The sequence below is a fragment of the Halomonas sp. HG01 genome (assembly GCF_000968715.2).
In the GTDB taxonomy this organism is placed as follows: Bacteria; Pseudomonadota; Gammaproteobacteria; order Pseudomonadales; family Halomonadaceae; genus Halomonas; species Halomonas halophila.
On the sequence record NZ_CP022134.1, the window covers coordinates 2,476,671 to 2,502,356 of the forward strand.

32 protein-coding genes and 2 tRNA genes are annotated in these 25,686 nt (G+C 63.1%); 21 read left to right on the forward strand and 13 right to left on the reverse strand.

The window, feature by feature from the left end; genetic code table 11:
* Window positions 1-548: 548 nt before the first annotated feature.
* The 3 genes from UN84_RS11685 to gltX form a co-directional block, all read right to left on the reverse strand.
* A tRNA-Glu gene (locus tag UN84_RS11685) sits at window positions 549-624 on the reverse strand.
* A 22-nt stretch (window positions 625-646) separates the two neighbouring features.
* Window positions 647-722 (reverse strand) — tRNA-Ala (locus UN84_RS11690).
* Between the two features lie 195 nt (window positions 723-917).
* Complete coding sequence (gene gltX, locus UN84_RS11695) at window positions 918-2,396, reverse strand: glutamate--tRNA ligase (RefSeq protein WP_046080026.1); 1,479 nt, start codon at window positions 2,394-2,396, stop codon at window positions 918-920.
* A 192-nt stretch (window positions 2,397-2,588) separates the two neighbouring features.
* On the opposite strand from gltX, the gene UN84_RS11700 reads away from it, so the two are divergent.
* Together UN84_RS11700 and UN84_RS11705 are read left to right on the forward strand one after the other, a co-directional pair.
* Entirely contained in the window at window positions 2,589-3,329 is a 741-nt protein-coding gene (locus UN84_RS11700) for an SDR family NAD(P)-dependent oxidoreductase (protein ID WP_046080025.1), read from the forward strand.
* 107 nt (window positions 3,330-3,436) lie between these two features.
* Window positions 3,437-4,024 carry a helix-turn-helix domain-containing protein gene (locus UN84_RS11705; RefSeq protein WP_146910370.1) on the forward strand — a complete coding sequence of 196 codons (588 nt, stop codon included), beginning with the start codon at window positions 3,437-3,439 and terminating at the stop codon, window positions 4,022-4,024.
* 9 nt (window positions 4,025-4,033) lie between these two features.
* Here the strand turns inward: UN84_RS11705 and UN84_RS11710 are convergent, their stop codons facing one another.
* Genes UN84_RS11710 through UN84_RS11720 form a run of 3 tightly spaced genes read right to left on the reverse strand, consistent with a single transcriptional unit; the run spans window position 4,034 to window position 5,277 of the window.
* Window positions 4,034-4,651, reverse strand: coding sequence for a hypothetical protein (locus UN84_RS11710; protein ID WP_046080023.1), 618 nt, complete (start codon window positions 4,649-4,651; stop codon window positions 4,034-4,036).
* A gap of 37 nt (window positions 4,652-4,688) precedes the next feature.
* On the reverse strand, window positions 4,689-5,009 hold the full coding sequence (locus tag UN84_RS11715; RefSeq protein ID WP_035597313.1) for a TraR/DksA family transcriptional regulator: 321 nt from the start codon (window positions 5,007-5,009) through the stop codon (window positions 4,689-4,691).
* A gap of 28 nt (window positions 5,010-5,037) precedes the next feature.
* Entirely contained in the window at window positions 5,038-5,277 is a 240-nt protein-coding gene (locus UN84_RS11720; protein ID WP_046080022.1) for a hypothetical protein, read from the reverse strand.
* 380 nt (window positions 5,278-5,657) lie between these two features.
* Here UN84_RS11720 and UN84_RS11725 point away from each other — a divergent pair, with 380 nt between their 5' ends.
* A complete protein-coding gene (locus UN84_RS11725) occupies window positions 5,658-5,987 on the forward strand; it encodes a DUF952 domain-containing protein (protein ID WP_046080492.1) in 330 nt (109 codons plus the stop codon).
* A 417-nt stretch (window positions 5,988-6,404) separates the two neighbouring features.
* On the opposite strand, the gene UN84_RS11730 is transcribed toward UN84_RS11725, so the two are convergent.
* Together UN84_RS11730 and UN84_RS11735 are read right to left on the reverse strand one after the other, a co-directional pair.
* On the reverse strand, window positions 6,405-6,608 hold the full coding sequence (locus UN84_RS11730; RefSeq protein ID WP_046080021.1) for a hypothetical protein: 204 nt from the start codon (window positions 6,606-6,608) through the stop codon (window positions 6,405-6,407).
* A 121-nt stretch (window positions 6,609-6,729) separates the two neighbouring features.
* Window positions 6,730-7,071 (reverse strand): Arc family DNA-binding protein, encoded by a 342-nt coding sequence (locus tag UN84_RS11735; RefSeq protein WP_046080020.1) that lies wholly within the window; start codon window positions 7,069-7,071, stop codon window positions 6,730-6,732.
* Window positions 7,072-7,392: 321 nt separating this feature from the next.
* Between UN84_RS11735 and UN84_RS11740 the strand changes: the two genes are divergently transcribed.
* The 13 genes from UN84_RS11740 to UN84_RS11800 all read left to right on the forward strand — a co-directional run bounded on the left by UN84_RS11740 (window position 7,393) and on the right by UN84_RS11800 (window position 14,883).
* Entirely contained in the window at window positions 7,393-7,680 is a 288-nt protein-coding gene (locus UN84_RS11740) for a hypothetical protein (RefSeq protein ID WP_046080019.1), read from the forward strand.
* On the forward strand, window positions 7,680-7,940 hold the full coding sequence (locus UN84_RS11745; RefSeq protein WP_046080018.1) for a pyocin activator PrtN family protein: 261 nt from the start codon (window positions 7,680-7,682) through the stop codon (window positions 7,938-7,940). Before UN84_RS11740 ends, UN84_RS11745 begins: the two co-directional genes overlap by 1 nt.
* Entirely contained in the window at window positions 7,933-8,310 is a 378-nt protein-coding gene (locus UN84_RS11750; protein WP_152662885.1) for a hypothetical protein, read from the forward strand. Before UN84_RS11745 ends, UN84_RS11750 begins: the two co-directional genes overlap by 8 nt.
* Window positions 8,298-8,564 (forward strand): hypothetical protein, encoded by a 267-nt coding sequence (locus UN84_RS11755; protein WP_046080016.1) that lies wholly within the window; start codon window positions 8,298-8,300, stop codon window positions 8,562-8,564. Before UN84_RS11750 ends, UN84_RS11755 begins: the two co-directional genes overlap by 13 nt.
* Entirely contained in the window at window positions 8,561-8,875 is a 315-nt protein-coding gene (locus UN84_RS11760; RefSeq protein ID WP_046080015.1) for a hypothetical protein, read from the forward strand. The genes UN84_RS11755 and UN84_RS11760 overlap by 4 nt, the downstream gene beginning before the upstream one ends.
* Window positions 8,872-9,306, forward strand: a complete 435-nt coding sequence (locus UN84_RS11765) for a hypothetical protein (RefSeq protein WP_046080014.1) — start codon at window positions 8,872-8,874, stop codon at window positions 9,304-9,306. The genes UN84_RS11760 and UN84_RS11765 overlap by 4 nt, the downstream gene beginning before the upstream one ends.
* Window positions 9,307-9,764: 458 nt before the next feature.
* On the forward strand, window positions 9,765-10,046 hold the full coding sequence (locus tag UN84_RS11770; RefSeq protein WP_046080013.1) for a helix-turn-helix transcriptional regulator: 282 nt from the start codon (window positions 9,765-9,767) through the stop codon (window positions 10,044-10,046).
* Window positions 10,047-10,058: 12 nt separating this feature from the next.
* Complete coding sequence (locus tag UN84_RS11775; RefSeq protein ID WP_046080012.1) at window positions 10,059-10,271, forward strand: hypothetical protein; 213 nt, start codon at window positions 10,059-10,061, stop codon at window positions 10,269-10,271.
* Window positions 10,272-10,280: 9 nt separating this feature from the next.
* Window positions 10,281-10,493, forward strand: a complete 213-nt coding sequence (locus UN84_RS11780) for a hypothetical protein (RefSeq protein ID WP_046080011.1) — start codon at window positions 10,281-10,283, stop codon at window positions 10,491-10,493.
* On the forward strand, window positions 10,490-10,777 hold the full coding sequence (locus UN84_RS11785) for a hypothetical protein (protein WP_046080010.1): 288 nt from the start codon (window positions 10,490-10,492) through the stop codon (window positions 10,775-10,777). Before UN84_RS11780 ends, UN84_RS11785 begins: the two co-directional genes overlap by 4 nt.
* Window positions 10,774-13,074 (forward strand): replication endonuclease, encoded by a 2,301-nt coding sequence (locus UN84_RS11790; RefSeq protein ID WP_052719391.1) that lies wholly within the window; start codon window positions 10,774-10,776, stop codon window positions 13,072-13,074. The genes UN84_RS11785 and UN84_RS11790 overlap by 4 nt, the downstream gene beginning before the upstream one ends.
* A gap of 55 nt (window positions 13,075-13,129) precedes the next feature.
* On the forward strand, window positions 13,130-13,837 hold the full coding sequence (locus UN84_RS11795; protein WP_046080009.1) for a hypothetical protein: 708 nt from the start codon (window positions 13,130-13,132) through the stop codon (window positions 13,835-13,837).
* A gap of 26 nt (window positions 13,838-13,863) precedes the next feature.
* Window positions 13,864-14,883, forward strand: coding sequence for a phage major capsid protein, P2 family (locus UN84_RS11800; RefSeq protein WP_046080008.1), 1,020 nt, complete (start codon window positions 13,864-13,866; stop codon window positions 14,881-14,883).
* A 144-nt stretch (window positions 14,884-15,027) separates the two neighbouring features.
* Here UN84_RS11800 and UN84_RS11805 read toward each other — a convergent pair whose 3' ends face one another.
* On the reverse strand, window positions 15,028-15,426 hold the full coding sequence (locus UN84_RS11805) for a hypothetical protein (protein WP_152662884.1): 399 nt from the start codon (window positions 15,424-15,426) through the stop codon (window positions 15,028-15,030).
* Entirely contained in the window at window positions 15,419-15,955 is a 537-nt protein-coding gene (locus tag UN84_RS11810) for a hypothetical protein (protein ID WP_152662883.1), read from the reverse strand. Before UN84_RS11810 ends, UN84_RS11805 begins: the two co-directional genes overlap by 8 nt.
* Window positions 15,956-16,927: 972 nt before the next feature.
* Between UN84_RS11810 and UN84_RS11815 the strand changes: the two genes are divergently transcribed.
* A complete protein-coding gene (locus tag UN84_RS11815) occupies window positions 16,928-17,959 on the forward strand; it encodes a reverse transcriptase family protein (protein WP_161796818.1) in 1,032 nt (343 codons plus the stop codon).
* Here the strand turns inward: UN84_RS11815 and UN84_RS11820 are convergent.
* Window positions 17,923-18,861 carry a tyrosine-type recombinase/integrase gene (locus tag UN84_RS11820; RefSeq protein ID WP_052719390.1) on the reverse strand — a complete coding sequence of 313 codons (939 nt, stop codon included), beginning with the start codon at window positions 18,859-18,861 and terminating at the stop codon, window positions 17,923-17,925. The two genes, UN84_RS11815 and UN84_RS11820, sit on opposite strands and share 37 nt — an antisense overlap.
* 853 nt (window positions 18,862-19,714) lie before the next feature.
* Here UN84_RS11820 and UN84_RS11825 point away from each other — a divergent pair.
* Complete coding sequence (locus UN84_RS11825; protein ID WP_046080006.1) at window positions 19,715-19,900, forward strand: hypothetical protein; 186 nt, start codon at window positions 19,715-19,717, stop codon at window positions 19,898-19,900.
* A 64-nt stretch (window positions 19,901-19,964) separates the two neighbouring features.
* Here the strand turns inward: UN84_RS11825 and UN84_RS11830 are convergent, their stop codons facing one another.
* Together UN84_RS11830 and UN84_RS11835 are read right to left on the reverse strand one after the other, a co-directional pair.
* Window positions 19,965-21,056: a phage portal protein gene (locus UN84_RS11830; protein WP_046080005.1), complete on the reverse strand. Its 1,092-nt coding sequence runs from the start codon at window positions 21,054-21,056 to the stop codon at window positions 19,965-19,967.
* Entirely contained in the window at window positions 21,053-22,828 is a 1,776-nt protein-coding gene (locus UN84_RS11835) for a terminase large subunit domain-containing protein (RefSeq protein ID WP_046080004.1), read from the reverse strand. The genes UN84_RS11830 and UN84_RS11835 overlap by 4 nt, the downstream gene beginning before the upstream one ends.
* A gap of 141 nt (window positions 22,829-22,969) precedes the next feature.
* On the opposite strand from UN84_RS11835, the gene UN84_RS11840 reads away from it, so the two are divergent.
* From UN84_RS11840 to gpM, 3 genes are read left to right on the forward strand one after another with little or no spacing between them, the layout of a single operon-like run.
* Entirely contained in the window at window positions 22,970-23,785 is an 816-nt protein-coding gene (locus UN84_RS11840; RefSeq protein WP_046080003.1) for a GPO family capsid scaffolding protein, read from the forward strand.
* 13 nt (window positions 23,786-23,798) lie between these two features.
* The gene (locus UN84_RS11845; protein ID WP_046080002.1) at window positions 23,799-24,839 is read left to right on the forward strand and encodes a phage major capsid protein, P2 family; all 1,041 of its coding nucleotides are present in this window, start codon (window positions 23,799-23,801) and stop codon (window positions 24,837-24,839) included.
* Between the two features lie 11 nt (window positions 24,840-24,850).
* A complete protein-coding gene (gene gpM, locus UN84_RS11850) occupies window positions 24,851-25,585 on the forward strand; it encodes a phage terminase small subunit (RefSeq protein WP_046080001.1) in 735 nt (244 codons plus the stop codon).
* The last annotated feature ends 101 nt before the right edge of the window (window positions 25,586-25,686 follow it).

A 25,686-nucleotide genomic window follows, 5' to 3' on the forward strand; every position in this document is an offset into this window, starting at 1 on the left:
GCGCCGCAGAAGACGCCAACGCCTGCCCCCACCCTGAACACCGGCGCCTCGCGTCGACGCCCTCTCCGGGCCATTCCGACACCCCAGCGACATCCGTCATGGGCGACGTCACCAGCACCGCCCTGCCCCGCTCACGGCCTAGCGCGGAGACGGCCAAGCAGAGCGCGAGCCCCGCTTCTCCACCGCTGTCATGGCACTGACGCCGTTTCGCAGCGTTTTCCACACATTCTGTGGATAAGCCTGTTCAAAACCCTTGAGGAATCGCCCAGAATCGCCATGGATAGCGGGTCGCGCTCAGATTGGTCAATTTTTGACCGCACCCAACCCTTTGATTTATAAGAACTAATCTGCCAAGCCCATAACCACGGGCCTACGAGGCGATCCTGTGAACAATGTTACGACAGGAACCGCTCAAGTGGACAAGTCAAGGCCTTACAGAGCCTTTATGTAGGAAGAAAGCATGACTCTCGCGCGAACCAGCGCCATAAAGCGCCTCGGACGGAGACAAAAAAAGACGCTCATGGCGTCCGGGGAGATAGAGATTGGAGTGGCGTCCCATAGGGGGTTCGAACCCCTGTTACCGCCGTGAAAGGGCGGTGTCCTGGACCACTAGACGAATGGGACGCATCATCTTCGATGACGTGATTGGTGGAGCCTAGCGGGATCGAACCGCTGACCTCAACACTGCCAGTGTTGCGCTCTCCCAGCTGAGCTAAGGCCCCACATGTCGTGAAGACGAGGCGCATAGTACTGATTCCCTTCGCCTTCGTCAACCCCTCGCGCTTCGCACGAGAGCTTTAAGCTGTAAGCCTGAAGCTGGAAGACGGGCACGGCCTACGCCGGTGTTGCTGCCCGGCCTCGGCAACCCCGCCTCGGCCTTGGCCTGGCGGGGTTTCTTCAAGCTTACAGCTTATGGCTTACAGCTCCCGATACTCCTTCTCGAAGCGCTTGACCTGCTTCTTCGAGACGCCACCCAGCACCGCGATGGCGTGGCGCAGGCGCGCCCGGGTCATGTCGGAGCCGAGAATCGCCATGGCGTCCATCACGGAGGTACTGGCGACGGAGCCGGTGATGGCGATGAACACCGGCGCCAGGAAGTCCTTCATCTTGAGCTCGAAGTGCGCGGCCAGCGCCTTGACCTCGGCCAGCAGGGCCTCCTTGTGCCAGGCGGGCACGGTCTCGAGGCGCCAGGTCAGGAACTGCAGCAGCTTGACCAGATCCTCGCGCCCCAGCTTGACCGCATCGAAGTCGCCCTCCTCGATCGCCGGCACGCCGGAGAAGAAGTGGCCGGCCAGCGGCATCACGTCGGACAGCGTCTCCACCCGCGGCCGCACCTGCGGCAGGATCTGGCGCACGTACTCCTCGTTGAAGGCCCAGTCGCGCAGCGCCTTGAGGAAGGCATCGTCGTCCAGGTCCTCGCGGATGTAGAGGCCGTTCAGCCAGCTCAGCTTCTGCAGGTCGAACACCGGCCCGCCCAGCGAGACCCGCTGCACGTCGAAGTGGCTCATCATCTCGTCGAGGGTGAACTTCTCGCGCTCGTCCGGCATCGACCAGCCCATGCGGCCGAGATAGTTGGTCACCGCCTGGGGCAGGAAGCCCATGCGACGGTAGTAGTTGATCGAGGTCGGGTTCTTGCGCTTGGAGAGCTTCGACTTGTCCGGATTGCGCAGCAGTGGCATGTGGCACAGCGTCGGCATCGGCCAGCCGAAGTATTCGTACAGCAGCTGATGCTTGGGCGCGGAGTTGATCCACTCCTCGCCACGCAGCACGTGGGTGATGCCCATCAGGTGGTCATCGACCACGTTGGCCAGGTGATAGGTCGGCATGCCGTCGGACTTGAGCAGGATCTGGGCGTCCACCTGGGCCCAGTCGACCTCGATGGTGCCGCGCAGCATGTCATCGACCACGCAGGTGCCGCTGGCCGGCACGTGCATGCGCACCACATGAGGCCAGCCCTCGCGCTCGCGGCGGGCGATCTCTTCCTCGGGCAGCGCCAGATCGGCCGGCTTCAGCGCCAGATGCAGGCCGGCGGCCTTGCGCGTCTCGCGCAGCTCGTCGAGCTCCTCGCTGGTGCGGTAGCACTTGAAGGCATGACCGGACTCGATCAGCTTGCGCGCATGCTCGGCGTAGATGTCGCCGCGCTCACTCTGCCGGTAGGGGCCGTGCGGGCCGCCCACATCGGGGCCCTCGTCCCACTCCAGACCGAGCCAGCGCAGGGAATCGAGGATCATCTGCTCCGACTCAGCGGTCGAGCGCACCCGGTCAGTATCCTCGATGCGGAGGATGAACTCGCCGCCGTGCTGACGGGCGAAGCACAGGTTGAACAGGGCGATGTAGGCGGTTCCCACATGGGGATCGCCGGTGGGAGACGGCGCGATACGGGTACGTACGGTCATGTCGTCCTTGGTCCGGTCGGGAGAATGGAATCCTGGTCGCCTTGCCGGCCCGGTCATGAAACGCCACGCCGCCGCAAGGCCCCAGAGGAATGGCGAGCATTATACGCGCCTCGCGTGGCGCCGGCAGCCGCACCGTGGAATCATTGGCGATGCCGATGGTCCATCACTGAACTCCACGGAACGAGGAGCACCATGCTTCCCCAGCTACCCGACGACTACCAGGCCCTGGTCACCGGCGCCTCCGGCGGCATCGGCGCGGCCCTGGTCGACGCCCTGCTGGACGACCCGCGCCTGGCCCGCCTGCACGTCGTCAGCCGGCAAGCGGTCAGCCGCGACGATCCGAGGCTGACCGCTCACGTCCTGGACCTGACCACCCCGGACGGCCTGGCCGCGCTGACCGACGCCCTCGACGGCCAGCCGCTGCACCTGGTGCTCAACGCGCTGGGCATGCTGCATGACGACGCCGACGGCATCGCGCCGGAGAAGAAACTCGACGACCTCGACGCCGACGCCCTGAGCCGGCTGTTCCACGTCAACGCCGCCACCCCGGTCCTGCTGCTCAAGGCCCTGACACCCTCGCTCAAGGGGCGTCACACCGCGCTGATCGGCAGCCTCTCGGCCCGGGTCGGCTCCATCGAGGACAACCGGCTGGGCGGCTGGTATGCCTATCGTGCCAGCAAGGCCGCCCATAACATGCTGATGAAGACCGCCGCGGTAGAGCTGCGTCGCCTCAATCCCAATGCCTGCCTCACCTGCCTGCACCCCGGCACCACCGACACCGACCTGTCGACCCCCTTCCAGAGCCGCGTACCCGAAGGCAAGCTATTCACACCGGCCTTCGTGGCAGACCATCTGATCACGGTACTGAGCAGGCGCTCACCGGCAGACTCCGGCGGTTTCCGTGATTGGGACGACCAACCCATCGCATGGTGACGTTCGGGCGGGACGGCGGTCATAACGTTGATGCTCGCTATTGCACAGTCTCGAGCAATCGCAGACCATGCCCCATCTCGTAGACGACCTCAGACAGGACGACGTTCATGGAAACACTCGGCCCACGGATCAAACAACTCCGCCTGGAGGCCAACCTCAACAAGGCCGCCCTGGCCCGCCGAGTCGGCGTCTCTGACGTCACCATCTCCTATTGGGAATCCGGGGCCATCAAGCAGATCGGGCACGAGCGGCTGGTCGCGCTGGCCGGCGCCCTCGGCTGCCCGCTCTCCGCGCTGCTCGACAACGACACCAGCCGGCCGGCACCGCTGTTTCTGCGCGCCGATGGCCCGCCCCCCTGGGAGGGCACCGAGGCCAAGGGCATCGAGCTGCCCATCGAACTCACCCCCGGCCAGCGCTGGGACGGCGACTGCCATCTGGTGACACCGGCCCCCGGCGAGGCGCTCGACTACCTGAACGCGGGCGACCTGGCCGCCATCGCGCCCAGCGAGATATTCCGCCAGCCGGGCCTCTACCTGATCGAGGAAGCCGGCCGACTGGCGCTGCGCCGGGTCCAGCAGGACGCCAAGGGCGAGCTGACCTTCCAGCGCCAGGACGACGCCACCCCGACCCCCTACACGCCCGACTGCCGACTGCTGGGCAAGGTCGTCGCCCTGTGGCGGCTCGAGACACCTTGAGCCGGGGCGCTACTCCACTTCGATGACCTTCACCTGGTCGGTGGTATGCCGCGGCTCGCTGCCGACCAGGAAGCGCTGACTGGCGCTGATCACCTGCCCCAGCCCGTGACGCGAGGCCTGTACCAGCGGACCGCGAAGATGCTGACCGTCCTCGCCCAGCCGTGCCCGCACCGCAGGCGGCTGCACCGAGGCGGCCGGCATGTTGACGGTGATGCGATAGCCGCCATCCGGCAGCCCGCTGCCCGGCCCGAACGGCCCGGCGGCAAAGCCGCCACCGGCCTCGACCGCGGTCCGCGCCTGCCAGCGCACGCCGCTAAGCTCGCGCTCGACCAGCACCTGTAGCCGCGTGCTCTGGGGCAGGTTGGTGGAGCCCTCGACCAGCAGCCGTCGGTCGCTGCGCAGCCGCGCATCGATGCCGACGCTCACCTCGTCCGTGAACGGCTCGACCTCGGGCGCCGCCTCGTCTGCCGCCGCCTCGACCTCGGTGTCAGTGTCGGGCTGCGCCACGCCACCCAGCCGCTCATCGGCCGGCGGCTTGTCGTCCTCACCGCCACCACAGCCGGCCATGCCCAGTGCCAACCCCAGCACCAGGCTCGTCACCCAGGCGCCTCGCTGCCATGCCGTCATGCCCGTCCTCCCTGTGCGGAAATGTCCGACTCACGCATCAGCGGCCCTGACACGTCCGACACAGGGTCGCATGGGGCACCGCCGCCAGGCGACCCGCATCGATCGCCTCGCCGCAGTTTTCGCAGATCTCGCCCCGCCCTTCACGAATCCTGGCCAGGGCGTGACGGACCTGGGACAGCTCGTCATCGGCCTCCGCCTCCAGCGATGCCACCACCTCGTCGTCCCGCGTTTCCAGAGACTGATCCTCCATGTCCTTGTCCAGCGGCCCGGCTCTACGCTCCCGGTGCTGCCGGTAGCGGGCCAGACGCGCCTGCAGCTCGTCTCTCAGCCGCTCCAGCTCAATCTTGCGATCGCTCATCGTCTCCCCCTCCTTCACCCGCCCCCGGCTAGTCGATCCCCAAGACACGATATCCGCTCGGCGTCAGCTCGAGCCGGCTCGGCCGGCCCTCGTCATCCCGCTGGATCACGAGATGCCCTGCCTCCTCCAGGGCCGCGATATCGGCCAGGTCCCGAGACTCATGAGAATCCTCACCGGCGTGACCGAACGGAGCCGCCAGTACGCCACCGTGCTGCAATACCCGCGCCAACAGCTCACGCCGGGACTCGTCGAGATCATGACTCCCCATTCACGCCTCCCTCAGTAGCCGTTTCACACATCCACCTCATCGAGTATGGACGACATCGTCGCCGAGTCCTTTCACGCTGGCCTACAGCACTCGCACCCCGCGCCATGACTGGTAGAATACGCGCTTCTCGAACGACCCCGTGATGCCGATGACCGATCTTGACCGCACCTTCTCCGTGGCCCCCATGATGGATTGGAACAAAGGCTGACAACCACGGGCGCAAGCGCCTCCAAGTACCAAAATTGAACCAGTAATTTATAGCGTCACCCGCCCATCCCTCGCCGATCAAGCAACTGCAACACCTCTTTGCTACTGATGTAGATGGTATCTGCCCAGCCCCATCTGTAGGTTGGGAACTCAGTCACAAGGAGGCGATGATCATGAGCATTCTGTATCGCGTTCTACCTTCTGCCACCTGGAAGGAAGCGAAGGAAACCGGCGTCGTACCTCGCTGCGGCAATGACCACAAAGCCGATGGCGTAAACCTCAACCTCCCCGAAGCAGTGGAGTACACGGCTCACAAGTATTTCACCTCCGACGAAGATCCCGTTCTCCTCAAGGTGGATACCGCCGACTTCGAAGATCGGATTGAATGGCGCCCTCCCCTCGATCATGAGCCGTGGCAGCGCCCCTTGGCACGGATCGACGGCATTCCCCTCGAGAGCGTCGTCTCGGTGAAGCCGGTAGAGCCCACGATCCTGAGCAAGTGACACCACCGCATAGAACCGGCTGCTGATCGCAGCCGGTTTCGTGTTGCCCCGTTCCAAAGAGCTCCCCTGCATAGCCCACGCCGAAAACCGCATAGATCCGCATAAGCCGGAGCCCCTCTCATACCCCTCGGAACCCGCTCAACGGCGCGCCCTGGCGCCCTGGTGCATGAGTGCATAAAAACCGACACGTTTAGCGCGCAGGCGGGGCGGGGTGTCGACGGCGCGCGGCGGTGCGCCGCTGGGGTGGAGGGGCGGCTGGGTGGCCGCCTGCGGCGCGATCGACGATCGAGCCGATGCGCGCATCGCCTGAGAGCCAGCGGCCGGCAGAAGGCCGCACAGCAAATAGACGCACTACGAGGCACAAATGCGTCTCAACCAAGATAGCGCGGGCGGTTCCACTGGCGGGGCGTTCGCGTTTTAGGGGGTGGCGGTTTCAGTGGCGGCCGCCGAGCGGCTGGGCTTCGTGGTCCGTGTGACCTGGACGCCCAGCTTTCCGCCCCAGCCACAGAACGGGTTGGGGCACTGGGCGAGCACCGGCATCGGGCCATCGAGCGGGGCCGGATCGAGCTTGTCCGGCTGGGTCTTCAGTCCTTCATCGCAGTGCGGGCATCTGACGCGCATCGCGCTTCCTCCTGGTTGAGATCGGCACCAGCCAGCCTACCGCCAATGCCCGCCCCGGGCACGAGCCCAAACGAAAGCGCCGCCCAGTGGGCGGCGCTTTGTTATGTGCTCGGCAGAGCCCCTAAGACTTGTCGTCGGTGTCATCGCCATCCTCGTCTGTCCCGATCTCCGCAAAGTTCGGGTCCAGATGGGGAAAGCCTGGCTGGGCGGTGCCGTCCTTGATTTGCTCGGTCAGCGAATGCCGGAACGCATCAAGGAGCTTGAGCATCGTCTCAGGCGGCAAGCCAGCGTATGAGGTTTCTGCCTCGGCCGCCTTGTCGGAGAGTTCAAAGCTGCCCTGAAGACGCGCGACGATCTCCGCATTCATTGTGCGGTGATTCCGTTTGGCCGCGTCCTTGAGCTTGTCACGAAGCTCGGGCGGCATGCGCAGTTTGTACTGCGGATCTGTCTGGTGTGTCTTCATGGCGGGAAATGATGGACCAAGTAGGTGTTGACGACAACAAACCTAGTAGGTACCTTTAAAAGCACCTACTAGGTACCTTTGAGGTTTATCAAATGAGCCACCTCCATCCTCAGATGAAGATACGCCTCGAGCCCGAGGTGAAATCTTGGCTAAAAGACAAGGCAGTAGCCGACGAGCGCAGCCAGACCTGGCTAATCAACCGCCTCGTCAAGGAGGCCATGAGGCGTGAGCAGCGAAGCGCACGCTAGAAACGACGAAGCCCCGAGTGTTGCAGCACCCAGGGCTTCAGAGTCCGAACACTATTGCGAAGGAACAGACCACATGGATATTAGCAATGCACAGCGGGATTGCAATTCCGCTGCCCGCCCCTACCAACTCACCAAGCAGCAAACGGCCGTGATCGCCATTGGCCGGCTGCTGGTGCCCTACCGCGTCAACTGTCGCCCCGAGCAGCGCGCCGAGTTGATGGGCATGGCCAGAATGGCCCTTGCCCTCGGCGCCATCGATGCCGCGACGCATGCCCACCTGCTGGAACTCCTTTCCCCCGATTACACCCCGACCACGACCTCGCCGACCCAAGACATGGCCCCGCGCCAGGAGGTGCACTGATGACACCCACCTACTTCGGCCTGCTCGCCGAGTTCGATGGCCGCTCAGAGATCCCGCTCGAGGAGGTGGCGCCGCGCTATTTCGGCGTCAACGCCCGCACGGCCAGCGCCCGTGCCGCCGCCCAGGCGCTGCCGGTGCCCACCTATCGCGCCATGGACTCGCAGAAGTCCCCGTGGCTGGTCAGCGCCGGCGATCTCGCCGAGTACCTGGACCAACGCAAAGCCGAGGCTCGCCAGTGGTGGGCCGCCGTCAATGAATGAGGTCGCCGACATGAGCCATGAATCTCTGCGTCCCTACGCCCTGGGCGACTGGTGGGCGTTCGACGAGTCCACGATGACCCGCCTGCAACAGGCTCGGCGCTCGCTGGCCCTGGTGCATGACCTGGTGGAAGACCGGCCGCGCACCGCGGTCCCCACAGTCGAAGTCAACCAGGAATATCTCGGCGCCCTGCTGGCTCTGGTGGTCGAGAACCTTGAAACCGTGGAGATCGACGCGATCGGCATGCGTCGTTACGTCGCCGAACATGCCGAGGCCGTGCGCTGGGAGATGAACGAGCCAGCCCCGTCGCCGCACCGGAAGTCCCCCGACCATGCAAGCCATCATCGGGAGGAGGCCATATGCCACAGCTAAGCCCGATGACCTATCAGCTCGGCGAGGAGCCGGCGCTGGTTATCGACGAAGCGTGCAGCGCGGATGCCCTGTACGACAACGCCGAGGCACGCCTTGAGGCGGCACGCGGCATGCTGGAGACGATCGCCAGTCTCCAGGTCGCCACGTCCTTGCAGCACCACGATCTGGCCAACGTCGCCCAAGCCGCCCAGATCCTGGCCGCTGATGCGGCGGATCTCTTCCGCGCCTCCCATCACCGGAGGGACGCCTCATGACTCTAGCCAATCAAGCGCTCTACCAGGCCTTGCTAAAGGTCGGCGCCGAGGCGGCACTCGTGGAGCACAACCAGGAGGCGCTCAGTCGCGCCCGGCGAAAGCTCGACCGAGCCAAGGATGCCGTTCGCCAGGTAGTCAGCGAGCTGCCCCGAGAGCAGCTCGAGACACTGCTGGCGATGCCCATCGAGGACGGCACCTTCTCCTTCTGGATCGCCCGGGAAGACGGTGAGATCGCCATTGACGTCAGGCGTTTCCAGGCGAGCCATCGCCCGCTGCATGCACTGAAACCACGCCAGGGGGAAGACGGATGAGCCACACGACAAGCATCGACTTCAAGGCCATGGTACGGCGCGTCAGGGCCCACGCCATTTCGCTGGACAACATGCTCATGGAGGCGAAGAAGCGCAGCAGCAGCGAGGTCGACCTCGATGACCTCGAGGAAGCGGCCACCGACCTGCACCGCGCCGTTGGCGAGATGGAGGCATGGCGCCGGCATCACGCCGAGACGCTGCGTCACGACGCGCTGGCCAGCGCTGTGCATGGTTATGCCCTGGGCTGTCTGCATCAGTCCGTACTCGAGCACGACGAGCCGATCGGCGCGCGCTGCAAGGATATGATTCACCGAGCGGCCCTCGTGCCGGCCGATATTCCCGCCGACCTGAGTGCTCTGGCCCAGCAGTTGGACCCGCAAGAGGCCGGACAGCAACCCATCGACGTTACGCCGCCCAGCGGCTCGCCATAGGCGCCGCCGGGCAGTGACGGACCGGCTTGCTGCCGGCCTGATACCTCACACGAGAACAGACGATGACCGACCGGATTTCCGGCGCGGCGCCTTATGCCGCCTGCCGCAAGGCCGCGCCGTGCCGTGCCGTGCCGTGCCTGAAATATCCCAGCACGGAGGCGGCGAATCAGGTGGCTCATTGTAAAACGCGCTTTTACAACGACGACCGCTCGCCAGCGGGTGCAGCGATAGCGAACCTATCGCCAGGGCGAGCAACGGCAGGAAAGTTTGTGCTGAGACGCCCGCACAAACCGGCCTGATCGCGTTGTAGGCCTCTTAGCGCGGAACCTGTCGCCAAGGCGCGAAAGGCGTCCTCGAGTGCGCGAGGCGACATGGCCCGGCCACTCATCCGGCCAAGGCGACGCGGAAGCATTGGGCGGTTATAGCGGAATCGGCGAGCGAACAGAGGTGTTGAGGCAATGAGCGAAAACGAACGAGACGAAGAGCAGGCGCCGGTGCGTCTGATGCGCTGGCCAGAGGTCGAGGAGATCACCGGCCTGTCGCGCAGGACGCTGACCAACTTGTCAGCCACCGGGCGGTTTCCCGAGCCGGTTCAGGTGTCGTCGCACATCACGGCCTTCCTGAGCACGGAGATCACGGCATGGTTCCAGGAGCTGAAGGAGCGCCGTGTCCATTACCGCCCCGTCGGCGTTTGGGGGAGCCAGGAAGGCGCCACCCAGCAAAGCGCCGCCCCAGCCTGACAAGGAGCAGATATGCGAACCATCCATGTGAACGTGGCCGGCTTCGACCACGAGTGCAGCGAAGACGAGGCCGTCGAGATGTTCCTGTCGCTAAAGCAGGGGCTGGAAGACGCCGGTGTGAAGACCGAGAAGCTGTCGACGGTCCCGCGCCCGAAGGGCAACCAGGCCTTCCACCGTAACCCTCTGGGCGATGCCGTTCCATCGGCCCACCTGACCGACTGCTGAGGAGGCGGCATGGCCAAGCGAGTCATCACCCTGAGCGTTCTCAACGAGCGAATCACCTTCGCCGCTGCCGACTGGGCGGCGATCCAGAAGGCTGTGAATGAAGCCATTCAGGCCGATGGGAGGTGGCAGAGCGCCAGGGGTGAAGAAAGCGTGCCGGCGGCGATCGGCTTCATGGTCGCCGACAAGAGCCGACTGGGGCGAGAGAAGGTGTCGAAGAGATGACCGGAAACGAGAAGGGCCCCAAGGATCGCCACAATCCCGGGGCCCACAAAACATCAAACACCGACGCAGAGACTAGCACAGCCCAAGGGCTGCGCAACCCTTCACCGACGAAGCAGGAAGGCTGCCATGCCTGCCGCTACTTCGATCTCCTGGTCGAGATCGCCGCCCTGATCCAGGAGGACCGGGTAAGCGGCGAGGACATTCCCGCCCAGCGAGTGCTCGATGACATCGAGACGGCAGTGGTGCAGGGGCTCGACCGGCAAGGCGCCGGGGGTATGGCATGAGTACCCACCAGGCGGCCATTGATCGGCAGACGCTCGCCGACGCCCTCCTCCACTGCGGACCGTGGAAGTGCACCGATGACGACCAGGCGCTGATCGATCACGCCGAGGCGCAAGCCGATCATATCGATCGCATCCGCTGGAAGGCCGGCGATTCCGACGCCTACCTCGCGGCAGAGCGTCGCGTTCGGGCGCACGGCCTCAACATGCCCGATGAGAGCTTGGTGGGCCAGTTGGCTCGGCTGTGCTGCCCGATGTGGTGGCGCCGCCAGCTGCGCCGCCTCAACGTGCGTCGCATCGAGCAGGCTGAGCGAGTGCTTGGCCGCGTCCACGATCGCGCCGGCATCTACGTGAGCCAGCGCACCTACGTGATGCGACGCGCCCAGCGGGCCAGGAATGCCCGCATCATGGAGGCCGAGACCACCACCAACCAGCTCGGCTATGAATACACCCTGGCCGAGCTGGCCGAGGTTGGGCTGGCCAACCCCGAGAACCGCCGCGCGGAGCTGATGCTGCGCATCGCCGACACCGGGCGCGAGGCCGAGCGTTTGGGGCATGTGGGATTGTTCATCACGATCACATGCCCGAGCCGCTACCACGCCGTAAAACGGGGCGCCGCGCGCCACAACCGGAAATGGGTCGAGGGTGACACTCCGACGCCCCGCGAGGCGCAAGCCTACCTCAACCGGTTGTGGGACAACGCCCGCAACTTCCTAGGCCGTCGCGGCATCGGGTCCTATGGCCTGCGCGTCGTCGAGCCCCACCATGACGGCTGCCCGCACTGGCACGTGATGCTGTGGTGTGAGCCGCAGAACGTTGGAGTGGTCGCGGGCGTGCTGCGGCGCTATGCCGTGGCCGAGGATTGGGAGGAGATCGCCCCCAAGGTGGACGCCGAGGGCAAGCGGGCGGAACCCGAGTGGAAGTCGTTGCAGCGCGAGCGCCGCCGCTTCGACGTGAAGCTGATCGACAAACGCAAGGGCACCGCCGCCGGCTACATCGCCAAGTACGTCGCCAAGAACATCAACGGCCACCAACCGCGCCGGGATATGGTCGAGGGGGATCACCTCGATCACTACGGCTACGAGCTGACCGGCAGCGCCCCACGCATCGAGGCGTGGTCGAGCGCCTGGGGTATCCGTCAATTTCAGTTCGTCGGCCTGCCTTCCGTGGGCGTCTGGCGGGAAGCGCGGCGCGTGCGCACCGCCGAGGAGCTGGCCGAGTGGGAGGCGCAGAACGGCACCGGGCCGCTGCGCTTCGTCGGCCACCCTGGGCGTCTGCCGCGTTCGGCGCCTCTGGGGTTGGTCGATGATGACCCCTTTGCCGCCTGGGTGGAGTTTGCGTCCGAGCGCGACGCCGAGGGGTGGGCCAACGTCTTGCACTTCGTAGGGGGTGCCTGGGGCACCCGACGGCCCGCGCCGCGCCCACATATCACCGCCGACACCCTCCGCGACACCCTGGCCTGCGCCCGCCGGGCAGGGTTCATGCGTCGTCTGCATGCCGCCTGCGACGCCGGCCGCTGGGGCGAATACATGCGCCTGATGGGCGGGCCGATGTGCCGCCGCGACGAGCAGCCGGCGAAGCCCTGGAAGATCCAGCGCCTGTCCCTCGAGGGGGTGCAGATGGGGCGCTACGGCGACGCCGTCGAGGCGCCGCTGGGGATCGTGATCGATGGCGTCGAGTGCCTGACCCGTCACTATCTGTGGAGCAGCGACACGCCCGGAGACAAGCCGAGCCAGGCCGTCAAGGACGCCCGCGCCGCCCGCGTGGCCGGCGAGGCGGTGCCGCGCCATTGCGGCGCCTCGCCGCGTGCCCTGGGCACCGCCCGCGACGTGGACACCGGGGCCGAGATCCGCCGCGCTCTGCCGACCACCCTGGACGGGCTGGGTCGGTTTTCGCCCTTGCCGTTGACCTTGAATTTGCGTGCCGGCGGCGCGCCTCGGACTCGTGTCATCAACTCCGCGCAGCCTCTGGGCCGGGAGCTGTTCGAGGCGGTTCGCGAGGACCGCGCCCGCCAGAAACTTCGCCAATCAAGGCGCTTCCGTGGCAGGGATTACGGCCCCATGCCGAACATTCCCCCTTGCCGCGTCGTGGCCATCCGCCAGAAAACCGCCGGCGACCTGGCCGTATACCGCGGCGAGTGCGAGCGACGCACCGGGGATCGCTGGCACGAACGCCAGCGCCAAGCCGATAACCAGCGCCGCCGCGAGCAGCTCAGTCCGATCCTGGCCGGCTGGCTGCTGGACGGCGAGATGACGCTCGACGAACTCACCCCCGAAATGATTGAGGTCCTGACCTCATGACACCCCGGCAAGGTCTGACCCTGCCGACACCACCACGCACCAGGAGCACAACCGTATGACCACCACCACTGCCCTTGATCGGTTCACCCGCCTGACCGACGACTATCGCAAGATGCGCGACCAGCTGAGCGCCGCCAGCGAGGAGTTGGATCGCCTGAAGCAACAGCGTGCCGCCACGCTGCAAAGCAGCCGGGACGCCGGCCAGCGCTGGCGTCAGCTGTTCAAGGAAGCCGGCGGCAAGCCCGACAAGAAAGTACGCGAGCTGCAAGCCGAGGAGCACGCCCTGGCCGGCGAGGTCGAGCCGCTCGACGAGCTGATCGGCGAGCTGACCCAGCGCGTGGACGAGCTGCGCCACTGGGCAGGCCAAATGCGCGGCCAGCATGTCGCAAGCCTCTACCGGACGCGCCGGGAAATGGCGGCCGCCCGCTTGGCCACGGCAATGGATGCCGTTTTCGACAAGCCGGAGGGCCAGGAGCTTCTCGAAGCGCTGGCCCAGCGCGGCGACAGCCTCCAGCGGGAAGTGCTCGAGGACAGCAAGTTTCTGGCGAGTCTCGGATTCGATGGCCATGAGAGCAAAGCCCCCGGCTTCATGGGCCGGATCACTGGCGATGATCGCCGCAAGATTGCCGCCGAGGTCGAGAAACGCAAGCGGGGGCTGGTCGCGGATGTCGTGATGAAGCAACTGGAAGGGCTCGGCGATGAACATCCCCGTTTCGACGATGCCCTGGCCGCTCCCCTGCCGCCGCTGGCCTGCGAACAGTAACCCCACCTCTCTGACAAGGAATCATCATGCGCAACGATACACGCGAGAAATTCAATCGGCTGCTGGGACGCATCGCCACGCTCAACGGCGTGAGTGATGCCAGTCAGGCGTTCAGCGTCGCCCCCAGTGTTCAGCAGGCTCTCGAGGACAAGATTCAGGACAGCTCGGCCTTTCTGAGACAGGTCAATATCGTCGGCGTCGACGAGATGAAGGGGCAGCGACTGGGCCTTGGCGTTGCGGGACCGATCGCCAAGCGGACCAACATCGAAGCCAATGATCGCGAGCCCCGAGACGTCAGCACCATCGATGAGTTCGAGTTCTCTTGCGAAAGCACCGAGTTCGATACCTCGATCTCCTGGGACAAACTCGACACCTGGGCCAAGTTCCCGGATTTCGAGATCCGCGTCCGCGACATGATCGCCGGACAGCAGGCGCTCGACCGCCTGCAAGTCGGCTTCCACGGCGTGAGCGCCGCCGCGCAGACCGATCCCATTGCCAATCCCAACCTCGAGGACGTCAACAAGGGATGGCTGCAACACTATCGCGAGCATGCCCCCGCACGGGTGATGAGCGAGGGGGTGGAAGGTTCTGGCGAGATCCGCGTCGGCCCAGGCGGCGATTACGAGAATCTCGATGCCTTGATCTTCGACGCAGTGGGCGAGCTGATCGATCCATGGCACCGCGAAAACCCCGGGCTTCGGGTCGTCACTGGACGTCGCCTGATCGCCGATAAGTACTTCTACATCGCCGAAGAGCATGCCAATACACCCACCGAAGCGGTGGCCATGGACATGCAAATGAGCAGTGCCCGTTTCGGTGGTGAAGTAGCGGTCCGCGTGCCTGGCATGGCCGAGAACAGCCTGTTCATCACGCCGCCGGAAAACCTCTCGATCTACTGGCAGCGCGGCAGCCGCCGGCGCCTGCTGGACGACAACCACAAGCGGAAGCGGGTCGAGGACTACGAGAGTTCGAACGAGGCTTATGTCGTCGAGGAGTTCGGCGCCGGCTGTCTAATCGAAAACTTGGTATTCGGAGACTGGAAATGACTCAGCGTAAGAGAATATAAGGCATAACATTTAGCATCAAAACTGTGGCTTCCAGCCAAAGCCAGCAATCTGGCTGGAAACCACAAACCCAAAAACTCAACCATTGAGGTCAAGCTACAGCCCAACAATCACCGCAAATAAAAACTACAACTTTATTATCAAGTCCCCAATACCTGCACCTTGAAGTGGCTTCAAATGCTTGCTCCCCGGCTTTATTGACTCAGTAACAGTATCTTGAGGACCTAACACTGCCAACCCGCCACGCGAGCTTACTTTTTTGATCTCTTTAGTTTCTTCTGAAACTTCATACTCACATGACTTAAGAGTGGAGATCTTTTGTTGTACATGATCCACAACAACACGGCCGCGAACAATCTCCAGCTTCTCCAACTCCTCTCCAGTATCAGGATCTCTAATGACATCACCAATACCAACAACCAAAAACTTTTGCCCTACCTCCACCCCATTATCATAACCTTTATTGACAACCACCCTGTAACCATCCGGTTTTGAAACAACTTTGCCAAAATAGCGATCAGTCATTCTGAGCCTCCATATTCATCAAACCTTGCAGCGCCGTCACTGGAACAACTGGACGCACTTCTATCCTTTTAAGATCTTCGTTGGATGATGGTATTTCCTCAAGAACATCGAAGTCATACCTTATCTTTATCTGTATCACCTTATCCTGAACCAGATGAACCACACCTAAATAAGCCAAACGATCAATGCCGTCTTTGTTGACATAACAACCCACCACAATATTGTTCACAAAATTATCATTCTTCCTAATCACGAAAACATTTTCGTCAGAAACATATCTGACAGGCGTCTCATACGTAGGAAGAGGATCAACCTCTTGATGCAGATCATAGATAAGCGTCAAAAAAATCAAAATAAGAGACAGAAAAACAAGAACAATCAGCAGCAACCATTTAATAGAAACAGCGGAGTCAACGTCAACAAACAATGTCACGAAACCCGCCATAAACCCCATAACACCTATAGCAACAGATGCTCCAGAAAAGCTAAATATCGAGCTCAATATTCTACTTGTCATAGCGGGCCCCATAACATTTCCCTCCTCCCCTAACTAAGCCGGCACAGCCCTCGCCAGTTATATACAGGACTTTCATGCATAGAGGCATCATACATCAAAAAAGCCTAACACAGATGGCGATGCTGAAAGGCATGGCTTACCATTCCCCATCCCGCTCCTCCACCCCATGTTCACTCCCTCAAGCTATGGTGTCGGCGGCTGCTTCCCCACCAAAGTCCTACCGATGCCCGTCTATCGAGCCAGTACTTCTCAAGGTCCTTTGGACTGACCAGTGACGCTGGCAGAGCCATCCAGCTTAGATCGAAAACACCATATGGCGCAACTTATTGATAAATATAAAGAAATTCAAAATATCACGAAATATTTACAAACCCTAACAAAAGGTTTAGCCTTAGAGGTGGCTGAGCGTTTCGTCTCAGGTGCTCTTTAAAACGCTATTGCATGATGGATCGATGCGGTTAGGTCAGGGTTATACCTTGATCGACTCGAGCTTTTGCAAGAGTCTCCATCCCCGCACACGGCCTCCAGCATCCCTGGTACAGCGCATCACGTATTCGGCGATACGCCCTGTGTATCCGCCAACCTCTGATGAGCATTACCCAATAGATCTGGAGATTGCGGCGGAACGTTTCTCTTCGAGAAACGGGCGAAGTGAGCTGCTTGTAGTGATTGTGACTTCCCTTTAACGATCCATTGGCCTGACGGCGGAGTCAATGTCGGCTCGTCTCGGGGAAGTTAGTGCAATGAAAGACCAGCGTTTTAAGCCTTCACCTACCAAGCATAATGGTGGATGCAAGGAAAAGCATAAAGTCACAGTCACTCGTAAGTTGGACGACGAAAGATGGGAGAAAGCTGGTAAGGCATATGACAAGTGGGGCTTCAGGCTCTTGTTAGCCTTCAAGCTTTATAGCTATGCCGAGCCATATACCCTTGACTTCCTTGCACTCTTACAGCAGCTCATGTAGCCATAAAGAGAGTGAAGACATGGATAAAATTCAGTACCCTCACAGCCCCATCAACAGCCTGAAAGCTCTTCACAGAGCTCTCAGGGTTGATGAGTCTGTGATGAGCAATGCGCTACAAAATATCAACTATAAGGAAGTTCCGTTAAAGAAAAAGGACGGAACAACCCGTATCACTTATGATGCGGCCCCAGCTCTCAAAGCTGTCCAAAAAAAAATCACATCTCAAATATTTCACAAAATCACATTCCCTTACTATATCCACGGCTGCATCAGGGATGCGAACAACCCTAGAAGCATCTATACAAACGCCTCTCCTCATGCAGGAAAGAAGAATATAATCTTGTGTGACATCAAAGATTTCTTTCCCTCAATAAAAGAAAAAACAGTATTCTTTATCTTCAGGGAATGCTTGAGCTTCTCACCAGAAGTTTCACAAAAACTAACCGAGCTGTGCACATACAACGGCACACTTCCTCAAGGAGCCAGCACCAGCAGCTACATTGCAAATCTGGCTTTCTGGGATATTGAGCCATTATTAGTTGAAAAGTTAAGCAGCTTTGGCTTCACATACACCAGGTTTGCCGACGACATCACAATGTCGACCGACAAACCCATTTCGACTACGCTAAAAACCCAAGCACTACATGAAGTCAGGAGGGCAATAAGAAAGAGAAATTGCTCCTTGAAAAAAAGAAAAACCATGGTCCTAAAACGAGGACAGGTGATCAAAGGCATAGATGAGAAAAAACAGAAGCCTACCGATAGCCCGATCACAGTAACAAGCCTTTCGATTCACCACAAGAATTTAGCAATCAGTAAGCAAGAGCGACGTAAAGTACGCGCCTGCGTTTACAACTTAGAAAAAACAAACATGGAAGAGATCTCTTATCAGGAATGGTGCCGAAGATACTCAAGTGCCATGGGAAAAGTTTCAAGAATAATCACTTGTGGCCATAAAGAAGGTGAGCCGCTCAAGCAGCGGCTCAAGAAACTGAAAGATGTGCACAAAAGGCATCATCTTCGAAGCTCCAAAGTCTCAGGCCGCAAATGAGTATATCGCTTCAGCACATCCCAGCTCTCATGCAGCGTGAACTGCTGCACCTCCACGATCTCATATCCCGCCTCGAAGAGGCGGGATGTCGCTTCATGGCGCAGGTCGTGAAAGCGTAGATCCTCGATCCCGCAGGCGGCCGTCGCCGCCCGCCAACGGGTTCCGATCGACTTGCCGTTGTAGGGGAAGATCCTCTCCTCGCCCTGGGCCTGCGGCTGCCGCTGGATGATGGCCATGGCCTCGTGGCTCAGCTTGAACCGCTTGTGGTTGCCCCACTTCTGCCGCGGATGCTTGGCATCGCGCACCCAGCAGGTCATCGCCTGCTCGTCGAGATCCGCCCAGGTGAGCCGGGTGATCTCTTCCTGGCGCCTCGAGGAGGCGATGGCGAAGTCCATGATGTCTTCCATGGGGATGATCGCGCTCGGCCGGATCCGCTGCGAGCGGCGGAAGTAGGCCCGAATCTGCTCGACCTCTTTCTCCGTCGGCCGCCGATCTCGAGCGCCGGGCCGCGATACCAGCCCCTTGCTGCGCATCAGCAGCTTGGCCGACTCGAACTCGTTGAGCTCCACCGGCATCTTCCAGGCCGCCACGGCCGTCTTGAGGATGATCCCCAGCCAGGTGATGTCCTGGTTGATCGTCGAGGGCTTGATGCCGCTGTCACGGCGCAAGACGGCGTGGCCAATGATCTGCTCGCTGGTCAGCTCGGTGACCTGCACCCGCGCGATCGGGAAGCGCTGCAGCTGCTGGATGGTGGCACGCTTCGAGCGGCCAGCCTCCTGGGCAAACTCGTGGAGGTAGCGCTCGATGGCGTCATCCAGGGTCACGCCCTTCCACTTCGCCGAGAGCACGCCGCCGGGGCTGTGCAGCTCGAGTTCGCGGCGCTTTGCCCACTCCTCGGCCATCGCTTTCCTGGGGAACGTCCTGGATTCCGAGTGGTCTGGTTGCCCACGGCGGGCGATGCGGATCTGGGCCAGGTATGAGAAACTGCCGTCCTTTCGCCGACGCTTCCTGATCGTCGCCACGCGAACCTCCCTGATGTACCAAATTGCCAACGCCCCGTGTGCCAAATCTGTACCAACACATGGCGCAAAACAGGGCAAAACCACTGTAAATATGAACAGTCATGAATGATATGGCAAATGCCACAACCGGCATGAATACTGGCACCACGCGGCCTGCGCTGGATAGGACGTTCTCAGTAGCGCCTATGATGGATGGGACGATATAGCCCACAACCACGGGCTTTGCAGGGCGGTTGGTACACTATCGGTACACCATCAAGATTCCATGAAAGCCGGCGACCCTCACGGGCGCCGGCTTTTTCGTGGCCCCTCGGTAAGGGAACTGCGGTGCATAACCAACGCCGAAAACCGCATAGATCCGCATAAGCCGGCGCCTCCCTGTCACCCCTCCGAACCCGCTCAACGACGCGGTCTAACGCCCTGGTGCATGAGTGCATAAAAACCGGCACGTTTAGCGCGCAGGCGGGGCGGGGTGTCGACGGCGCGCGGCGGTGCGCCGCTGGGGTGGAGGGGCGGCTGGCTGGCCGCGTGAGGCGCGTTCGCTGGTCGAGCCGAGCCGCTCATCGCATGATGGCCAGCGGCCGGCACGCGGGCGCACAAGGCGACAGACGCACTACGAGGCACAAATGCGTCTCAACCGATATTGCTCGCGCGGGCGCGCTAAGCTGCCCGGATGGGCAAAGGTATGTGGTTCACAGAATGGTACGATTCATCATCGACTAGGAGACCGAGAATGCCAGAAGCCAATACTGAGATCTCACTGCCTAAGCCGGTGGCCAGAGCCATTCTGGAGTTGTACGAAGTGGCCTATAGCGAGGGGCAAGTGCCGGATGACGCCATGCAAGTAATCTCTTGGATCAATGAGCATTACCCCGAGCTATTCAATGAACGAGACTTCAGCCACCTGCCCAGGGAGTAACCAAAAAGGCCGCCCGGGTGGGCGGCCTGCTGGTGGTGATCGGTAGCGGCTGGCGAGTCGGCGGCTATCGCCTCGTCGGGTCGAGGCCGGTCCCCTCGCCGTCGCTGAGCGAGTAGGGATCGAACTGCACGATCTCCTCGCCGGCCCACTCGTTGATCTCGCGCATGGTGGCCTGGAGGGGCTCGAGTTCGTTCGCCACGAACACCCGGGCGGCCTTCTCGACGTCGCCGAAGCCGCCGGTGTTCTGGGGGATGATGCCCATCATCTGGGGCGGGATGCGGTGGCCGGCGAGCTGGTCATCCCGGGTGATGTTCTTGATGTTCCAGAAGTCGTCCTTCGCCGCCACCTCGCTCACCGGGATGATCTGCACCCCGTCCTTCTTGCCGTTGGGCGAGTACATGAACAGGTTCTTGAAGTTGCCCACGCCCTTCGACTCCCGGAGCGCCTGGCGCATGGCGTCGATGTCCTTCTGGTCCTGCGCCGGATCGCTGACGTACATGATGAACCCGGCGTGGCTGCCGTTGAGGTAGTAGCGCCGGCGAAACAGCGTGGCGTTCTCGTTCAACCACGCCGACTGCAGGCTACCGATGTAGTCCGGCACGCCGTAGATGCCCTGGTCGATGTCCGGCTCGAGCAGGTGCACCACCCTGCCCCGCGGCAGCTCGGTGCGCTCCAGGTAGTTGGGCGCCCACCAGTAGCGATCCCCCAGACCACGACGCATGTACTTGGCGGCCAGATGGCGGAACGGCAGCCGCTTACCCAGCCGCCCGCGCACCTCCTCGAGGTAGCCGTTGCCGAACACCAGGTAGTCCAGGGCCAGCGCCGAGAACGCCCGGCGGCCCAGCAGCGGGTGCGGCTTGAAGGTGCGTAGCAGGATGTTGCGCTTCACCTGGAGCGCCGAGCCGTGGTGGGCCGTGGCCCGGTAGCTCTTGGCCAGGATCTCCAGCGGCACCGGCGGCTCGAACCACTCATCCCCCGAGAGGTAGATTCCCTCGTAGAAGGCGTCGCGCATGCTGGTGACCGGCTCCGGGTCGCCGAAGCTGAACGCCTGGGCCTGGGGTGGCGTTGACGCGACCGGCGATTCGGTTGACGGGCTGCCGCCATCGCTTGTCGAGTAGGCCGGAACGCGGACGCGGGGTTTCTCGGTGGCGGTCATTCGTACATCTCCATGAGGGACTGGCCGGCCCCCTCGGCGGGGCCGTCGATCGGTTCGTGACTGAGGGCGTGCATGGCGGCCCAGGCCAGGTCGGCGTGACCGGTGGCCTGGCTGCGCCCGCTGGTGTAGGTGTACTGGCGTCCGGAGGCGGTGAGCTCGCGCTTGATGGCCATGAACGACTGCGCCATGTCGCTCCAGCCGGCATCGAACTCGAGGCGGCTCTTGCGCATGATCTGCTGGGCCTGCATGACCAGCCGGCCCTTCACCGCCGGGTCATAGCGGAAGCGGGTCAGCGTCGGGAACCACTTCTCGACGTGCTCGGCCACCGCCTCGCCCAGGCCGCTGACGTCGATGCCGATGTGCTCGATGCGGTACTTGTCCTGGAACGAGCGGATGAACGCCGCCTGGGCCGCGTAGTCCTCGCCCTTGAGGCGGTGGCGTTCCAGGATGCGGTGCTTCTCGTCAGCGGTGCGCGCCGGCAGCACCACCACCAGCCCCGCGCCGTCGCCGTCTTCGCCGGTGCCGGTCGGGTCGTAGCCGATCCACACCCCGCGGTCGCCCACCGGGCGCGGCGCGTAGGGCCGGTAGTCGTCCCAGATCTCCCAGGCGTCGATCATGCACGGGTGCACCAGGCTGAGCGGGAACGCCGACTGGCTGTCGTCGACGAACTGGCACATCAGCAGGTTGGCGTACTCGTCGGGGCTGTACTCCAGCTTGAGCTGCTCGAGGTCGAACAGATCGCAGCCGCCGGCGATCGCATCCTCGACGGTGACGATCTGCCGCCAGTGGCCATCCGGGCACAGCGCGCCGCCGGCCAGCGCCGCGTGGCTGACGTCGAACTCCTGCCGCTCGGCCTTCTTGCGCCGCTTGTTGAACAGCTCGCCGGACCAGAACGGATAGGCCTCGTGGCCCAGGCTCGACGGCGTCGAGAAGTAGGTCTGGCGCCACTTCTTGTGCATCGCCATGCCCGACGTGACCTTGCGGAACTCCTGGAAGCGGTGGATCCAGAAGTACTCGTCCAGGTAGGTATCGCCGTGATAGCCCTGGGCCGTCTTGGCGTTGGTGCCCAGGAAGTGCAGCTCGGCACCGTTGTCGAGCACGAGCGGATCGCCCTTGAGATCGACGTCGCAGACCTCCTTTACGAACTGGACGATGTAGTTGCGGAAGATGTGGGCCTGAGCCTTGCTCGCCGAGAGGAATATCTTGTTCCGGCCGGTCTTGAACGCATCGACGATCGCCTCGCGGGCGAAGTACCAGGTGGCGCCTATCTGGCGGCTCTTGAGGATGTTGCGGATCCGATGACGCTCACCAGCACGCAGCCACTTCCGCTGGTATTCGAACAGCGACTCCAGAAACGCCGCTTCCAGCGCCTCGAGCTGCTCGTCGGTCAGGGCATTCCGTCGTGGCTTGCGCTTGGGCCCAGCATTGCGCGCCTCGATCTTGGGATTGAGATCCGACTCCCGCCCGCTGTCTTCGTATTTGCGCACTCTGGCCAGGCGCTCAATCTGCCGGCCCAGCAGGTCGATCTCCTTGAAGTCCCGCGGCTCCTTGGTCTCCTTTACGATGAGCTGCACCAGGCGCGCCTCGAGCGCCCCCTCCACGCGATCGTTGGGACGTGCCTCGTCCCAGCCGTCGCGCTGCTTCCAGCTATGAATGGTGGCTGGCTTCTCATCTACCAGCTCGGCAATACGCGCCACCCTGAGGCCATACCAGTACAGGTGGCGGGCTCTCAGGCGTGGGGACTCGGGAGTGTCGGGCAGCGGTGTCGTCATGCGGCCAGCCTACCCGCGCGCCCGGGAGCGCGATGGCGCGGCCATTTGTGGGAACGGCCCGGCACAACCGCCGGTGATTGAGGCAATCACGCAGGGCGCGGAACCTGACGCCATCGTCAGACACCCGAGCCGAGGACCCCCATGGCCAAGTTCCGCGTCGCCACCGAAGGCGCCACCACCGACGGCCGCGAGATCAAGCGCGAATGGATCGAGCAGATGGCCGCCAACTACGATCCCGCCAAGTACGGCGCCCGCGTGTGGATGGAGCACATGCGCGGCGTGTTCCACGACGGCCCCTTCGCCGCCCTGGGCGACGTCACCGCCGTGGAGGCCCAGGAGGTCGAGGACGGCAAGCTGGCCCTGTTCGCCGACATCGACCCCACCGACCGGCTCAAGGAGATGAACCAGCAGCGCCAGAAGGTCTACACCTCCATCGAGGTGAACCCGGCGTTCTCCGACACCGGCGAGGCCTACCTCGAGGGCCTGGCAGTCACCGATTCCCCGGCCAGCCTGGGCACCGAGATGCTCAAGTTCTCGCGCTCCGCCGGCGACAACTCCCCGCTGGCCGCCCGCAAGCAACACCCCGACAACCTCTTCACCGAGGCGGTCGAGATCGAGCTGGATTTCACCGAGACGCCCCCGGCCGACAACGGCCCGAGCCTGATGGAGCGCGTCACGGCGTTGTTCAAGAAGCACGACGCCAAGACCGACCAGGGCTTCGCTGCCTTCCGCACCGACCTCGAGCAGACTCTCGAGCTGTTCGTGCAGAAGCACCAGGCCCTGGCCGACGACCTCGACGGCCGCCCCACCGCCGAATCGTTCAACAAGCTGCAGACCACCCTCGACGAGACCAAGCGCCGCCTCGACGAGCTCTATACCCAGCTCGACAACACCCCCGACACCGAGCCCCGCGCCCCCGCCTTGGGCGGCGAAGGCGGCGAGCAAACCAACTTCTGAGGACCCTGAACTCATGCGCAATGACACACGCTTCGCCTTCAACAAGCTGACCCAACGCATCGCCGAGCTCTCGGGCGTCCCCCGCGCCACCGAGTCCTTCGCCGTCGAACCCAGCGTCCAGCAGACGCTGGAAACCAAGATGCAGGAGTCCAGCGAGTTTCTCTCCCGCATCAACATCGTCGGCGTCGACGAGCTCAAGGGCGAGAAGCTGGGCCTGGGCATCAGCGGCCCGATCGCCGGCCGCACCGACACCACCGCCAACGACCGCACCCCGCGCGACCTGAGCACCCTGGACGCCAACGGCTACGAGTGCCGCTCGACCGAGTTCGACACCTTCCTGCCGTGGAGCAAGCTCGACGCCTGGGCCAAGTTCCGGGATTTCCAGATCCGGGTGCGCAACGCCATCATCCGCCAGCAGGCGCTTGACCGGATCATGATCGGCTTCAACGGCACCAGTGCCGCCGTGGCCACCGATCGCGTCGCCAACCCGCTGCTCGAGGACGTCAACGTCGGCTGGCTGCAGCAGTACCGCGACAACGCCCCGGCCCGCGTGATGACGGGTGGCAAGACCGCCGGCACCATCGTCATCGACGGCACCGCCGACGGCGCTCAGCCCAACGGCATCGTCGGCGACTACGCCAACCTGGATGCCCTGGTGATGGACGCCGTCAACGAGCTGATCGAGCCCTGGCACCGCGAGTCCACCGACCTGGTGGCGGTCATGGGCCGGAAGATGCTCGCCGACAAGTACTTCCCGCTGGTCAACAAGGAGAACGCCCCCACCGAGCAGCGCGCCCTGGACCTGATCATCAGCCAGAAGCGGGTCGGCGGCCTCCAGGCCGTGCGGGCACCGTTCGTGCCCGATGGGACGATCTTCATCACCAGCCTCGAGAACCTGTCGATCTACTTCCAGAACGGCAGCCGCCGCCGCTACCTCCGAGACGAGCCCAAGCGCAAGCGCGTGGAGAACTACGAGTCCTCCAACGACGCCTACGTGGTCGAGGACTACGGCTTCGGCTGCCTGGTCGAAAACATCGACATGTCCAACGCCTGAGGAGCGAGCGCATGACCAGCCCCGCCCGCAAGCACTACCAGCGCGTCACCGCCGCGAAAGCGGCGGGGGCCGCCGATCCCGGCCGTCCCCAGACCGGCGAGCAGTACGAGATCCACGCCGCCGCTCTGTGGGAGGCCCGGCGCACCCTCAAGGGCATCAAGAGCACCGAACAGAAGATCGCCAAGAAGCGCGAACTGCTGCCGGAGTTCGAGAGCTACGTCACCGGCGTGCTTGAGGCCGGGTCCGGCGCCCAGGACGACGTCGTGATGACCGTCATGATCTGGCGGCTCGACGTCGGCGACCTCGCCGGCGCGCTGGCCATCGCCGAGTACGCCCTGCGCCACGGTCTGGACGCTCCGGATAGATTCGAGCGCGACACCGCCTCGATCCTCGCCGAGCAACTGGCCGAGGAAGCCATCAAGCAGCTAGAGGCCCCGGTCCAGGACAGCGAGGAAGCCCGCACTGGCGCCGCCAATGCCGCCGCCGAGCTGGCCATGCACCTGAGCCGCGCCGAGGCGCTGACCCGCGACGCCGACATGCACGACCCGGTGCGCGCCAAGCTGCACAAGGCCCTGGGCTACGCTCAGCGCGCCCGCGGCGGCCACGCCGCCGAAGCGCTCGAGCACCTGCGCCGCGCCCTGGAGCTGAACGACCGCGTCGGGGTGAAGAAGGACATCGAGAAGCTCGAGCGCGAGCTCAAGCAACAGAACGCCGGCACTCAGGGCTCGCCCCAGAACGGAGCCTGACGCCGCCACCGAGTCGCACGCCGACGCCAAGGGGGCACCGGGGGAGAGCGGACTGCGGTCCCATCTCGTCGAACCCGGTCCACCCCCTTCCTATTCCGACC

Excerpts from the sequence above, each read along its gene's own strand:
- gltX (WP_046080026.1), bottom strand. The coding sequence starts at position 2,396 with ATGACCGTACGTACCCGTATCGCGCCGTCTCCCACCGGCGATCCCCAT.
- UN84_RS11700 (WP_046080025.1), top strand. The coding sequence starts at position 2,589 with ATGCTTCCCCAGCTACCCGACGACTACCAGGCCCTGGTCACCGGCGCC.
- UN84_RS11705 (WP_146910370.1), top strand. The coding sequence starts at position 3,437 with ATGGAAACACTCGGCCCACGGATCAAACAACTCCGCCTGGAGGCCAAC.
- UN84_RS11710 (WP_046080023.1), bottom strand. The coding sequence starts at position 4,651 with ATGACGGCATGGCAGCGAGGCGCCTGGGTGACGAGCCTGGTGCTGGGG.
- UN84_RS11715 (WP_035597313.1), bottom strand. The coding sequence starts at position 5,009 with ATGAGCGATCGCAAGATTGAGCTGGAGCGGCTGAGAGACGAGCTGCAG.
- UN84_RS11720 (WP_046080022.1), bottom strand. The coding sequence starts at position 5,277 with ATGGGGAGTCATGATCTCGACGAGTCCCGGCGTGAGCTGTTGGCGCGG.
- UN84_RS11725 (WP_046080492.1), top strand. The coding sequence starts at position 5,658 with ATGAGCATTCTGTATCGCGTTCTACCTTCTGCCACCTGGAAGGAAGCG.
- UN84_RS11730 (WP_046080021.1), bottom strand. The coding sequence starts at position 6,608 with ATGCGCGTCAGATGCCCGCACTGCGATGAAGGACTGAAGACCCAGCCG.
- UN84_RS11735 (WP_046080020.1), bottom strand. The coding sequence starts at position 7,071 with ATGAAGACACACCAGACAGATCCGCAGTACAAACTGCGCATGCCGCCC.
- UN84_RS11740 (WP_046080019.1), top strand. The coding sequence starts at position 7,393 with ATGGATATTAGCAATGCACAGCGGGATTGCAATTCCGCTGCCCGCCCC.
- UN84_RS11745 (WP_046080018.1), top strand. The coding sequence starts at position 7,680 with ATGACACCCACCTACTTCGGCCTGCTCGCCGAGTTCGATGGCCGCTCA.
- UN84_RS11750 (WP_152662885.1), top strand. The coding sequence starts at position 7,933 with ATGAATGAGGTCGCCGACATGAGCCATGAATCTCTGCGTCCCTACGCC.
- UN84_RS11755 (WP_046080016.1), top strand. The coding sequence starts at position 8,298 with ATGCCACAGCTAAGCCCGATGACCTATCAGCTCGGCGAGGAGCCGGCG.
- UN84_RS11760 (WP_046080015.1), top strand. The coding sequence starts at position 8,561 with ATGACTCTAGCCAATCAAGCGCTCTACCAGGCCTTGCTAAAGGTCGGC.
- UN84_RS11765 (WP_046080014.1), top strand. The coding sequence starts at position 8,872 with ATGAGCCACACGACAAGCATCGACTTCAAGGCCATGGTACGGCGCGTC.
- UN84_RS11770 (WP_046080013.1), top strand. The coding sequence starts at position 9,765 with ATGAGCGAAAACGAACGAGACGAAGAGCAGGCGCCGGTGCGTCTGATG.
- UN84_RS11775 (WP_046080012.1), top strand. The coding sequence starts at position 10,059 with ATGCGAACCATCCATGTGAACGTGGCCGGCTTCGACCACGAGTGCAGC.
- UN84_RS11780 (WP_046080011.1), top strand. The coding sequence starts at position 10,281 with ATGGCCAAGCGAGTCATCACCCTGAGCGTTCTCAACGAGCGAATCACC.
- UN84_RS11785 (WP_046080010.1), top strand. The coding sequence starts at position 10,490 with ATGACCGGAAACGAGAAGGGCCCCAAGGATCGCCACAATCCCGGGGCC.
- UN84_RS11790 (WP_052719391.1), top strand. The coding sequence starts at position 10,774 with ATGAGTACCCACCAGGCGGCCATTGATCGGCAGACGCTCGCCGACGCC.
- UN84_RS11795 (WP_046080009.1), top strand. The coding sequence starts at position 13,130 with ATGACCACCACCACTGCCCTTGATCGGTTCACCCGCCTGACCGACGAC.
- UN84_RS11800 (WP_046080008.1), top strand. The coding sequence starts at position 13,864 with ATGCGCAACGATACACGCGAGAAATTCAATCGGCTGCTGGGACGCATC.
- UN84_RS11805 (WP_152662884.1), bottom strand. The coding sequence starts at position 15,426 with ATGACTGATCGCTATTTTGGCAAAGTTGTTTCAAAACCGGATGGTTAC.
- UN84_RS11810 (WP_152662883.1), bottom strand. The coding sequence starts at position 15,955 with ATGGGGCCCGCTATGACAAGTAGAATATTGAGCTCGATATTTAGCTTT.
- UN84_RS11815 (WP_161796818.1), top strand. The coding sequence starts at position 16,928 with ATGGATAAAATTCAGTACCCTCACAGCCCCATCAACAGCCTGAAAGCT.
- UN84_RS11820 (WP_052719390.1), bottom strand. The coding sequence starts at position 18,861 with ATGGCCGAGGAGTGGGCAAAGCGCCGCGAACTCGAGCTGCACAGCCCC.
- UN84_RS11825 (WP_046080006.1), top strand. The coding sequence starts at position 19,715 with ATGCCAGAAGCCAATACTGAGATCTCACTGCCTAAGCCGGTGGCCAGA.
- UN84_RS11830 (WP_046080005.1), bottom strand. The coding sequence starts at position 21,056 with ATGACCGCCACCGAGAAACCCCGCGTCCGCGTTCCGGCCTACTCGACA.
- UN84_RS11835 (WP_046080004.1), bottom strand. The coding sequence starts at position 22,828 with ATGACGACACCGCTGCCCGACACTCCCGAGTCCCCACGCCTGAGAGCC.
- UN84_RS11840 (WP_046080003.1), top strand. The coding sequence starts at position 22,970 with ATGGCCAAGTTCCGCGTCGCCACCGAAGGCGCCACCACCGACGGCCGC.
- UN84_RS11845 (WP_046080002.1), top strand. The coding sequence starts at position 23,799 with ATGCGCAATGACACACGCTTCGCCTTCAACAAGCTGACCCAACGCATC.
- gpM (WP_046080001.1), top strand. The coding sequence starts at position 24,851 with ATGACCAGCCCCGCCCGCAAGCACTACCAGCGCGTCACCGCCGCGAAA.